The sequence below is a fragment of the Chloroflexota bacterium genome (genome assembly GCA_020850535.1).
Classification (GTDB): Bacteria; Chloroflexota; UBA6077; order UBA6077; family JACCZL01; genus JADZEM01.
Window position 1 is genome coordinate 1 of the sequence record JADZEM010000026.1, and the last position, 10,857, is coordinate 10,857.

At 68.5% G+C, this 10,857-nt stretch carries 10 protein-coding genes; 1 reads left to right on the forward strand and 9 read right to left on the reverse strand.

Features of this window, described 5'->3' with window-relative positions; translation table 11 throughout:
- Positions 1–104 precede the first annotated feature (104 nt).
- The 7 genes from IT306_04770 to IT306_04800 form a co-directional block, all read right to left on the reverse strand.
- Positions 105–947: an ABC transporter permease gene (locus IT306_04770; protein MCC7367709.1), complete on the reverse strand. Its 843-nt coding sequence runs from the start codon at positions 945–947 to the stop codon at positions 105–107.
- Between the two features lie 19 nt (positions 948–966).
- Positions 967–1,758, reverse strand: coding sequence for an ABC transporter ATP-binding protein (locus IT306_04775; GenBank protein ID MCC7367710.1), 792 nt, complete (start codon positions 1,756–1,758; stop codon positions 967–969).
- 72 nt (positions 1,759–1,830) lie between these two features.
- Entirely contained in the window at positions 1,831–2,676 is an 846-nt protein-coding gene (locus IT306_04780; GenBank protein ID MCC7367711.1) for an ABC transporter permease, read from the reverse strand.
- A 282-nt stretch (positions 2,677–2,958) separates the two neighbouring features.
- Entirely contained in the window at positions 2,959–4,242 is a 1,284-nt protein-coding gene (locus IT306_04785; GenBank protein MCC7367712.1) for an amidohydrolase family protein, read from the reverse strand.
- Between the two features lie 99 nt (positions 4,243–4,341).
- Positions 4,342–5,742 carry a dihydroorotase family protein gene (locus tag IT306_04790; GenBank protein ID MCC7367713.1) on the reverse strand — a complete coding sequence of 467 codons (1,401 nt, stop codon included), beginning with the start codon at positions 5,740–5,742 and terminating at the stop codon, positions 4,342–4,344.
- Between the two features lie 179 nt (positions 5,743–5,921).
- Positions 5,922–6,755 carry an ABC transporter permease gene (locus tag IT306_04795; protein ID MCC7367714.1) on the reverse strand — a complete coding sequence of 278 codons (834 nt, stop codon included), beginning with the start codon at positions 6,753–6,755 and terminating at the stop codon, positions 5,922–5,924.
- On the reverse strand, positions 6,752–7,567 hold the full coding sequence (locus tag IT306_04800) for an ABC transporter permease (protein MCC7367715.1): 816 nt from the start codon (positions 7,565–7,567) through the stop codon (positions 6,752–6,754). The genes IT306_04795 and IT306_04800 overlap by 4 nt, the downstream gene beginning before the upstream one ends.
- A gap of 138 nt (positions 7,568–7,705) precedes the next feature.
- Between IT306_04800 and IT306_04805 the strand changes: the two genes are divergently transcribed.
- Entirely contained in the window at positions 7,706–8,653 is a 948-nt protein-coding gene (locus IT306_04805) for an asparaginase (protein MCC7367716.1), read from the forward strand.
- Positions 8,654–8,665: 12 nt separating this feature from the next.
- Here the strand turns inward: IT306_04805 and IT306_04810 are convergent, their stop codons facing one another.
- Together IT306_04810 and IT306_04815 are read right to left on the reverse strand one after the other, a co-directional pair.
- On the reverse strand, positions 8,666–9,865 hold the full coding sequence (locus tag IT306_04810) for a D-alanine--D-alanine ligase (GenBank protein ID MCC7367717.1): 1,200 nt from the start codon (positions 9,863–9,865) through the stop codon (positions 8,666–8,668).
- A gap of 90 nt (positions 9,866–9,955) precedes the next feature.
- Entirely contained in the window at positions 9,956–10,732 is a 777-nt protein-coding gene (locus IT306_04815) for an alpha/beta hydrolase (protein MCC7367718.1), read from the reverse strand.
- Positions 10,733–10,857 lie beyond the last annotated feature (125 nt).

Sequence of the window (10,857 nt, forward strand, 5' to 3'; positions counted from 1 at the left end):
ACAGGGAGAGGGGGCCGGGGGGTGAGGGCCTCCCACGATGGGGGGTGAGGGCCTCCCGGGCCGGGGGTGAGGGCCCTTCGACGGTCAGAGCCCTTCGTGTGGCTTCAGTCGTTGTGGGGCTGCGGGCGCCACACGTCGAAGCGCCGCTCGACCCGCCGGATCACCTCACCCAGCACCACGCCGAACATGCCCAGCAGCAGCACCCCGAGCATCAGCCGTCCCGTGTTGAGCGTCGCACCGGCCACGCTGATCATGTGGCCGATGCCCTGGTTCGAGGCGATCAGCTCGGCCAGCACCACGCCGACCAGCGCGCGCCCTGAGGCCAGCCGCAGGCCCGTCAGGATGAACGGGACCGTCGTCGGGATGATGACCGTCCGGAACAGCGTGACGTGGTTTGCGCCGTAGGCCCGCGCCACGTCCAGCAGGCGCGGATCGGTGCTGTGAACGCCGATCAGCGTGTTGACCGCCACCGGGAACAGCGAGGTCAGGAAGACCACGAAGACCTTGGACGGCAGCCCGATGCCCAGCCAGAGGATGATCAGCGGGATCAGCGCTACGTCGGGAGTGGCGTACAGGGCCGAGAGCCACGGATCGATGATGTAGCTCGCGCGCCGGGACCAGCCGGCGATCAGCCCGATGATGACCCCGGTGATTCCCGCCGCCAGGAAGCCCAGGATGAACTGGGTCAGGCTGATCCCGATGTCGCTCCAGATGCGGCCCACCCGGAACTCGGTAACGGCCGCCGCCCAGATGCGGCTCGGGGCGCTGATGTAGACCAGCCGCAGCCAGCCCAGCTGCGTCGCCAGCTCCCAGATGGCCACGACGGAGATGAAGCCGAGAATGCCCAGCACCATCCGCTCGTTGCGGAGGTACCAGCGGTAGATCGGCGAGGTCTGCGCGAGTCGGATATCGGCCAGCTGCTCGGAGCCGCCGTCTGAGACTGCCACGAACCGTCCCTCCGCTCGCCTAGTTGTCCGCGCCAGCGCCGACCGGCGTGACGACTTGATCGGCGTCCATCGTGCGTTTGACCTGCCCCTCGATCAGCTCCCAGATGTGATCCACGTACTCGTGGAATCGAGCGCTGCGCTTGACGGCCAGATCGCGCGGGCGCTCGATGTCGATCGTCATATCGGCGATGATCCGGCCCGGGCGCGCGCTCATCACGATGACCCGGTCCGAGAGGTATACCGCCTCGTCGATCTGGTGGGTGATGAACATCACGGTCTTGCGCTGGGCGTTCCAGACGCGCAGCAGCTCGGCCTGCATCAGCTCGCGGGTCTGCGCGTCGAGGGCGGCGAACGGCTCGTCCATCAGCAGCAGCTCGGGGTTGACGGCCAGTGCCCGCGCCAGGTTGACGCGCTGCTGCATGCCGCCCGACAGCTCGTAGGGATAGTGGTTGTCGAACCCGTCCAGGCCCACCAGCTTGATGTACGGCGTCGCCCGCTCGCGGGCCTCCTTGCCCTTGACGCCCTGGCACTCCAGGCCGTACGCCACGTTGTGGACGACGGTGTACCAGGGGAAAAGCGAGGCGTCCTGAAAGACCATCGCGCGGTCTCGGCCGGGGCCGCTGATCTCGCGGCCGTCCAGCATCAGCTTGCCGCGCGTGGGGTGGATCAGGCCGTCGACGATCTTGAGAAACGTGCTCTTGCCGCAGCCGCTGGGTCCGAGGATGCTCACAAACGAGCCTTCCTCGATGGTCACGTTCAGGTTCTCGATGGCCAGGACCCGGTTGCCGGTGCGCGGCTGGTAGTACTCCATCCGGATGTCGATGGCCTGTAGCTTGGCGGGCATGATCGTGGAACTCCTGGTGGCGGTCTGAGGATCAGGTGGTCAGTGGGAGCCGACGCTCGGCCGCCATTTCTGGAAGCGATGCTCGACAAGGCGCAGCAGTTCGACAAGCACCACGCCCATCAGGGTCAACAGGACGACGCCGAACAGCAGGCGGTCGGTCTGGAGCGTCTGCCCCGCCACGGCGATCATGAAGCCGATCCCGGCGTTGGCCGAGTACAGCTCGCCGACGATGACGCCGATCAGCGCGCGCCCGACGCCCAGGCGCAGGCCGGCCAGGATGAACGGGACGCTGCCGGGCAGCACCACGGTGGTGAAGACCCGCCACTGCGAGGCGTTGAAGCTGTGCGCGACGTCCAGAAACCGCTTGTCCACGGTCCGGACGCCGTAGGTGGTGTTGATCCAGATGGTGATGAACGCGCCGAGGAAGACGACCAGGATTTTGGACCAGATCCCGATGCCGACCCACAGCACGATGAGCGGGAGCAGGGCCACGCGAGGCAGCGCGTTCAGGAAGTTCAGCCAGGGGTCCAGGAAGTAGTTGAGCCGGCGGTACCAGCCCGTGCAGATGCCGAGCGGGATCCCCAGCACGACGGCCAGGATGTAGCCGCCGAACAGCTCGGTGCCGCTGACGCGCACGTCGTTCCAGAACCGCGGGAGCGACATCTCCCGGAAGCCCGACGCGAGGATCCTTGAGGGCGAGCTGAAGAAGAACAGATCGACCCAGCCGAGTGTCGCACCGATCTCCCAGTACAGGAAGAAGCCGACGAAGCTGGCGACGCCAAGGATCGTGCGCTCGTTGTCACGATAGAGGCGCCAGAGCGTGCGGGATTCCGCCTCAGGGCGGACCTCCACCAGCTGTGGCTCTTTCCCCTCAACGCGCGCCATGAATTCTGGCTCCTCCGCCGCAAGACCCAGGCTGCCAGCCCTGGCGCGGCTTGCAAATCGCATGTTTCATGCAGAATACGGTACGAGCGGCCAGACCACAAGTGATCTGCTGCCCAAACTCCGGGCCAGTTTTTCGTCAAGGACCACCGCGTGCCCGTCCGACGCCGTCGTCCTCCGCCGTCTGTGCCGAGCAGGCGCGGCACGGTGCGGATACTCGAATCCCTCGCCCGGGCGGCGGGAGGCCACCCGGGCGAGGGACCTGGCGCGAAGGTTGCCCTCCGACTAGCAGAGGCAGGCGTCGTTCGGATCGGGCTTGGAGTTCGGGGTTGGCGCGATGGGCCAGATGGCGTGCGCGTGCCGGCGGGCGCCCGGGTCGGCCTGTGGGTGGCCGCGGTACTGCCGCTCCTCGGGAACCTGCTCCGTGCCCGGGTGCGGCGGCGTGCCGAGCGGCGGCGGGTCCGGCAGCCCGAGCAGACGTGCGCCAGTGACCTGGAAGACCTGTCGGATCTCTTCCTTGGTCACGCCGTACGCCAGCAGCAGCTTGACCATCCAGCGGTTCGCCACGATGTGCGGGAAGTTCTGGAGCTGGCCGAAGTCGCTGCCGTAGATCAGGTTCTCGGCGCCGACTTCTTTGACGATCCGCGCCGCGTAGAGCGGCCCGGACTCGTGGAGCGGGAAGGCCATCGTGCCGAGGCCGCTGAGCATCAGCTTCGCGCCGCGCTGGGCCTGGAGCTTCATCTGCTCGATGGTGTGCTTGGAGTGGATGTGGGCCGGGTGGATGATCTCGATGCGATTGACGCCCAGGCGTCGCGCCTCTTCGATCAGCGCCGCCGTGTCCTCGTACGGGTAGTGGCCCGACGCCAGCACCAGGTCGTTGTCGGCGATGACGCGCAGCACGTCCTGCATCGCCGGGACGACCTTCCGGTGCTCGTCCAGGAAGTTCAGCCCGAAGCCTGACCAGTCGTCGTAGACCACCCGGCGATGGTGGTAGCTGTCGACCATCGGCATCCAGACGTACTTCATGCCCGGGAAGCCGAGGCACTTCTTGACGGCCTCGGGGTTGAACCCGCCGACGGAGTAGTTCAGCACCACGCCGCCATACGCGAGGGTCGGGCGCAGGCCGCGCTCCTCGGCGTAGCGGTTGACGATCTTCTGCACCAGCGCGTTTCGGGACGCGGACGGCGTGTACCAGGTCTTGACGACCATGGCCCGCATGCCGGCGTTGGTGTAGTCGATGCCGATGTCGTCTTCGAGCAGCAGCCGCTCCATCGGGTCGGAGCCACCATGCGTGTGGCAGTCGATGGCGTGCCACAGCAGCTCGTCCACGTCCTGCTCGGTGAACTTGGCGCCGGCCAGGAAGCGCGTGTACTGGATGTTGGCCCACTGGGCCTGCTGCCGCACGAGCCAGGTGAAGATCTCGTCGCTGACGCCCTCGGCGTCCACGTTGGTGAGGGTTTTCAGCCGCTGGACGCGCTCGTCCGAGACCTGAACCTTCAGGATCTCGCTGAGCGGGAGGTTCTCCTCCGGCCTGACGCTCTCACGACTCTGGGGCGACTCATCAGCCATGTATGGGGTGGCCTCCTTCGGTAGGTGATCCAGCGGGAGCGAGGTGACAGCCGGCCATCGCCGTGTGACCGGCTGGCGGAAGCGTCAACGGATCGATGCTCATGCGGTCGCCGGGGCCTGCGCGCCCAGCCAGCGGCCCGATCCTGGCTCGGCCAGCACCTGGCCGTGCTCGGCGATGACCCGGCCGCGCAGGATCGTCATGGTGGGGACGCCCTGGACTTCCCAGCCCTCCATGGCGGTCCAGCCGCACTTGGAGTAGCTGGTGGCGGCGCTGATCGTGTCCTTCTTGTTCAGGTCGAGCACGACCATGTCGGCGTCAGCGCCCGGCAGCAGCACGCCCTTGCGCCCGTACAGCCCGACCAGCCTCGCCGGCTTCTCGCAGCACAGCTCGACGACCCGCTCCAGGCTGACGCGGCCGGCGTTGACGGCGTTCAGCAGCAGCGAGAGGTAGTGCTGGACGATGGGGCTGCCACCGGGGGCCGCGTACATGTTCGTCCAGCCGATCTCCTTCTCCTCCTTCGTGTGGGGAGCATGGTCGGTGGCGATCACGTCGGCGGTGCCGTCCAGCAAGGCGTCCCAGGTCGCCTTCGCGTGGTGGTCGGGGATCCAGATGCCCAGGCAGTAGGGGCCGTACTTCTCGATGTTCTCCCAGGAGTTGGTGAGGAACAGCGAGAACGGGTTCAGCTCGCAGGTGACGGGGCGGCCCTCAGCCTTGGCGTCGCGGACCATCTTGAAGCCCTCGATGGTCGAGGTGTGCAGGACGTGCAGTTTGACGCCGGTGGCCTTCTGGAAGCGCAGCATCGTGGCGATGCCCGAGTCGAGCACCACGCCGTCGCCGTCGCGCCAGGCCCGGGCGTACGACCGGAAGTCGGTGCCCCAGTTGTCCCAGGCCCGGTTGACGAACAGGTCGTACAGCTTCTGGTCGTGCGGGTGGATGAACAGGGTCTTGCCGGTCCTGGCGACCTGCTCGCAGATCTCGAACAGCGTGGCGTGGTCGTCCACGGCGATGCCCGGCATGTGGGGGTAGTCCCGCCCGATGTCGGCCATCATGAAGACCTTGAACGCCGTCGCGCCGGCCTCGGCCAGCCCGGCGATGTTGTCCGGGACGGTCCCCGCCGCGTTGTGCCCGAAGTCCACCAGCGACTTCGAGGCGGCGTTCTCCAGGTGGTTCAGCAGCCGCCCGACGGTGTTCGTCGGCGGCTCGACGTTCGGCATGTCGAGGACGGTGGTGACGCCGCCGGCCGCCGCCGCCCGCGTGCCGGTCTCGAAGTCTTCCTTGTGGGTGAAGCCCGGATCCCGCAGGTGGATGTGCGTGTCGATCAGCCCAGGGATGACCGGCTGCTCGCCGGCGTCGATGGTGCGCTCGGCCGCCGGGATCTCGTCGGCGGTCAGCAGCGCCGCGATCTTCTCGCCGCGCACGGCGACCGCGCCGTCAAGCCAGCCGCCGGGCGTGTAGATGCGCCGCGAGCGAACGATCAGGTCATACGCCGAGGCGACCATGCCCAAGCCTCCCATTGCGATGCGTCAGCCATCAGAACAACCGGGCCGAAACGCAGTGCCGATGGTATATTGCATGCAATCACTGAGATTCAAGGGCAGCGCGCCGGAAACACCGGCGATCGTGCGAACGATCTGGCGTCACGACGCGCAGTGCGCTGCCAGGATCTGACCCGCCGCGACTACGCCTTCTGCCAGCGCGTCAGCCGCTTCTCCAGGTAGCCGACCAGCGTCGTGCCGACGACCGCCAGGATCACGATGGTCAGCACCACCGCGTACAGCGCTTCCATCTGAAACGAGCGCCCGTAGCGGATCAGCAACTGGCCGATGCCGACACTGGCGAGGATCGTCTCGCCGTTGATGATGCCGCGCACGGCACGTCCGAACCCGAGCCGCATGCCCGTCAGCACCAGCGGCAGCGCCGACGGCAGCACGATCCTGCGGATGATGTCGCCCTCGCGCGCGCCGAACGCCCGCGCCATCTCCACGAGGTGGGCGTCGACCGCCCGCGCGCCGGCCAGCGTGTTGATGACGACCACGAAGTAGGCGTGCATGAACACGATCACGACCCGCGTCTCGGCGCCCAGGCCGAAGAGGATCAGGTAGAGCGGGATCAGCGCCGACGACGGGATCGTCATGAAGGCGTCGATCCACGGATCGAGCACGTACTCAAGCAGCGGGCTGCGGGCCATCGCGATGCCGGTGACGATCCCGAGCACCAGCGACAGGCCAAAGCCGATCGACAGCGACTCCAGCGTCAGGCGGATCGCCCAGATGCGCCCGCTCGCGATCAGCTCCCAGAAGGCCGTCAGCACGCCGCTGAAGGGCGGCAGGAACGTGTACCAGCCGGCCTGCCCGATGGCCTCCCAGAGCAGCAGCCCGACCCCGAACGCCAGCCAGGGCAGCGCCGAGCCGAGCAGGAAGCGCCGCAGGTGCATCATCGGGGTGACCTGGATCGTGCGATGCACGCCTGGACGCTCGGCGCTGACGGTTGCGGAATCCGACATGACGCTCATCGGGCGGCCTTCGGCGCGCGGCGCGGGTTGGCGATGACGCGCTCGAAGCGGCGCGCCAGGCTGACGATCAGCATGCCCTCGGCGGCGATCACGATGGTGGCCGCGAACACGATCTCGGGCTGGAACGAGCCGCGCCCGGCCTGGATGATCAGCCCGACGCCGACCGAGATCAGCGTCAGCTCGACGATGATCATGCCGACGACGGCCCGCGAGGCGGCGTAGCGCAGGCCCGCCATCAGGGCTGGCAAGGCCGCTGGCAGGGTGACCTTCAACCAGATCTCCCACTCGCGCGCCCCGAACGCCCGCGCCATCTCCACGAGGCGTGGATCGACGCCTCGCATGCCTGTCCGCACGTTGACGATCAGGCCCGGCACGGCGAACAGGACCACGATGACGACGCGGGCCGTCAGGGTGATGCCCAGCGCCGCGATGACGACCGGCATCAGGGCGACCATCGGCAGCACCAGCGAGATGTCCAGGTAAAGGCTCGACGCGCGATCCAGCAGCGGGAAGCGCCCGAGCACCAGCCCGGCCGGGATGCCGAGCAGGACGGTGATGGCGAAGCCGATCACCAGGGACTGGTTGCTGGTCGCCAGGGCCGTCAGCAGCTCGCCGGAGAGGGTCATCTTCCAGAGCGCGGCCACCGTGGCGGAGAACGGCGGGATCAGCAGCCGCTCGCCCGTCCAGCCTGCGATCTCCCAGGCCAGCAGCGCCAGCGCGAACGACCCGTACCGCAGGAGCGGCCCCCATCGCTCGACCGCGCTCCGTTTCTGGAGCCGGGCGCGCTCCACACTGACGGTTGATGTACTCATAGGCGTGCGCGAGCCTCTGGGGGAACGCGGCCGGCCATTGCCGCTGGCTGGAAAGCAGAGCGCAATGGTACTGTAGATTTCATGCAATCATCCAGTTCGCCATCGGCGCGCTCCGACGCGCCTCGTCCCCGGATCCGGGTGCTCGCCACCGGTGGGACCATCGCGAATCGTGTTACCGGACGCGTCGGTATCGATGCCGTGCTGGCCGATATCCGTGCATGGTATCCCGAGAGCGACGTCACGAGCGTGGCCGACCTCGACGTTGAGGATATTTTGCGCGAAGGCGCGGAGACGTTCACTCCGGCCGAGTGGCTGACCATCGGGCGGGCCGCTCGCCGCGCCGCCGACGATCCGAGCGTTGACGGGATCGTCGTGACGCACGGCACCTACACCGCTGAGGAGTCGGCGTACTTCCTGCACCTGGCGATCCAGACCCGCAAGCCGATCGTGGTGGCCTGTTCGCAGCGGAAGCACGGGACCATCGGCAACGATGGCGACAAGAACCTGCTCGACGCCGTGCGGGTCGCGGCCTCGCCGCGGGCCGCCGGGGCTGGCGCGCTGGTGGTGCTGAACGAAGAGATTCACAGCGCCCGCGAGGTCACCAAGACCAACCAGCGGCCGAGCGGCTTCACGTCGCGGACCTACGGCATCCTGGGCAGCGTCGAGGTGGACCGCGTCTCGTTCTTCCGCACGCCGACGCGCCGCCACACGTTCGCCTCGGCGGTGACGCTCCCGCCGACCGACGACCTGCCGCGCGTGGACATCGTGGCGACCTACGCCGGCGCGGACGGTGTGGCGGTGCGGGCGTTCGTGGAGGCGGGCGCACGCGGGATCGTCGTCAACGGCTTCTCGTACAGCGGCAAGCCGCACCGAAACCAGCTCGAGGCCCTGCGTGAGGCGGTGGCGCGGGGCGTGCCGGTGGTGCTGGTGAACCGTGGCGGTGATGGGCGCGTGCCCGTCGAGACCGGCGAGCGGTTCGTGCGCGGCGACAGCCTGACGGCGCAGAAGGCGCGGGTGCTGCTCTCGCTGGCGCTCCTGAAGACCAGCGACCCGTCGGAGCTGCAGCGCATCTTCGACGAGCACTGAGCGAGGATGCCCCTACGCCTTTCCCCGGGAGAACTTCTGCAGCAGCGCGCTGTCGAAGCTGAACGTCGTTTGCTGGCGCTCGCGGTGCCGTTCGAGCGCCAGCGTGACCAGCCGATCCACCAGCGCCGGGAACGGCACGCCGCTGGCCTCCCAGAGGTAGAAGGCGAGCGACCCGGGCATCGTGTTGATCTCGTTGACGGCGACGCGGCCGGTCTCGGGCTGCACCAGGAAGTCGATGCGGGCGAGGCCGGCGCAATCCACGGCCTTGAACGCCTCGACGGCCAGCCGCTGGATCTCCGTGGTCAGGTCGGCGGGGATCGGGGCGGGGATGCGCCGCGTCAGCGAGGCCATGCCCTCGCCGCCGCTGCTGCCAGCCTTGCCCTTGCCGCCGCGCAGGTACTTGTCCTCGTAGGAGAGGATCTCGGCCCAGGCGATGGGCTGCTCGCAGACGGATGCCTGCGGATCGTCGTTGCCGAGCACCGAGCAGTTGACCTCGATGCCGCCCTCGAACGCCTCTTCGACCAGCAGCCGGCGGTCGTAGTGGGCCGCCACCTCGATGGCGTCGAAGAGCGAGGCGCGGTCCGTCGCCTTCGAGATCCCGATGCTCGATCCAAGGTTGGCCGGCTTCACGAACAGGGGAAAGGCCAGCGAGCCTTCCAGCTCGTCGGCGACACGGTCGGCCTCGGACTGCCAGCGGGTGCGGGTGAACCAGCGATAGTTGACGACCGGCAGCCCCTGGGCCTTGAAGGCCGCCTTCATGATGATCTTGTCCATGCCGACCGCCGACCCGACCACCCCGGCCCCGACGTAGGGGACCGCTGCCAGCTCCAGCAGGCCTTGCAGGGTGCCGTCTTCGCCGTAGGTGCCGTGGATGACGGGGAAGACGGCATCCACCACCGTCACGCGGGTGCGCTTGCTCCCGAGCGGCCCGGACTCCTCCATGAAGAGGCGGTTCCCGAACGGCTCCGGCCGCAGGTAGACCGGCTTGCAGCGGGCGAGCAGGCCCGGCATGTCCTTGAAGCTGTCGATGCGCCGCAGCTCCTGGCCGGTGATCCACTGGCCCTCTTTGGTGATGTAGATGGGGAGCGGCTCGTAGTGGCGCGGATCGAGCGCGTCCATCGCTTGAATCGCGGAGATGATCGAGACTTCGTGCTCAACCGACCGGCTCCCGAAGATCACCGCGACGCGCAGCTTACGGCTCTGCTCCCTCATCATCACCCCTGATCGTGATTGCTCGTTGGTGCCGGGCCGCGCCGTGCCGTGTGGTGTGCGGGGCGCATCCGGGCGCCAGGATTGTACGGCTCACGCCAGGAAGTGCCCGACCACCCGCGCGAACCGTCCGAGATCGTCGGCGTAGGCGTAGTGGCCGGCCCCCGGGAAGACGACCAGCCCGGCGTCCGGAATCAGTTTCTCCATCAGCTCCCCGTCCGAGAGCGGCGTCTGATCGTCCAGCTCGCCCCAGACCAGGAGCGTTGGGGCCTGGATCTTCGGGAGCAGGTGCCGCCAGTCCTCGTTCACGACGCGGACCAGCGTGCCGCGCATAGTGCCGGCCTGCCGGTAGTCGGCCGAGCCGAAGCGGGCGTCGAACAGGCGGCGGAGGGGGTTGCCGAGCGGCCCGTTGAACGGCGGCGTCGCGAGCGCCTTGCGCCCGGCCTTGTAGGCGTAGACACGCGCGTAGTAGCCAGCCTGCCGTTTCGGGCGCAGACCGGCGCTGTCCACCAGCACCAGCCGGTCGATCAGCTCGGGGTGGGTGGCCGCCAGCACGATGGCCGTCCGTCCGCCGTGCGAGTGCCCGACGATGCTGGCCCGCGCGATGCCGAGCGCCGCCATCAGGCCGCGCACGCAGGCGGCGTACTCCTGGGCGCCCCAGGGGACGGGGGGCGGATCGCTCAGGCCGAAGCCGGGCAGGTCTGGCGCGATGGTCCGGTGGGTCTCCCGCAGGACGGCCTGGATGCTGCCGACCGCCTGGCTGTTCGCGCCCCAGCCGTGCAGTACCAGGACCGGCGGCGCATCGGCCGGGCCAGCCTCCTTGTAGACGACCCGCACGCCGTCCACGGTGACGGACTGCATGCCGTCCATCAACTCGCTGGACTCTCCCCCTCTCCCGCGCACAGGGAGAGGGGGTCGGGGGGTGAGGGCCACTCCGGGGGTGAGGGCCACTCCGGGGGTGAGGGCCACTCCGGGGGTGAGGGCCACTCCGGGGG

Excerpts from the sequence above, each read along its gene's own strand:
- IT306_04800 (MCC7367715.1), bottom strand. The coding sequence starts at position 7,567 with ATGAGTACATCAACCGTCAGTGTGGAGCGCGCCCGGCTCCAGAAACGG.
- IT306_04795 (MCC7367714.1), bottom strand. The coding sequence starts at position 6,755 with ATGAGCGTCATGTCGGATTCCGCAACCGTCAGCGCCGAGCGTCCAGGC.
- IT306_04780 (MCC7367711.1), bottom strand. The coding sequence starts at position 2,676 with ATGGCGCGCGTTGAGGGGAAAGAGCCACAGCTGGTGGAGGTCCGCCCT.
- IT306_04790 (MCC7367713.1), bottom strand. The coding sequence starts at position 5,742 with ATGGTCGCCTCGGCGTATGACCTGATCGTTCGCTCGCGGCGCATCTAC.
- IT306_04775 (MCC7367710.1), bottom strand. The coding sequence starts at position 1,758 with ATGGAGTACTACCAGCCGCGCACCGGCAACCGGGTCCTGGCCATCGAG.
- IT306_04810 (MCC7367717.1), bottom strand. The coding sequence starts at position 9,865 with ATGAGGGAGCAGAGCCGTAAGCTGCGCGTCGCGGTGATCTTCGGGAGC.
- IT306_04785 (MCC7367712.1), bottom strand. The coding sequence starts at position 4,242 with ATGGCTGATGAGTCGCCCCAGAGTCGTGAGAGCGTCAGGCCGGAGGAG.
- IT306_04815 (MCC7367718.1), bottom strand. The coding sequence starts at position 10,732 with ATGGACGGCATGCAGTCCGTCACCGTGGACGGCGTGCGGGTCGTCTAC.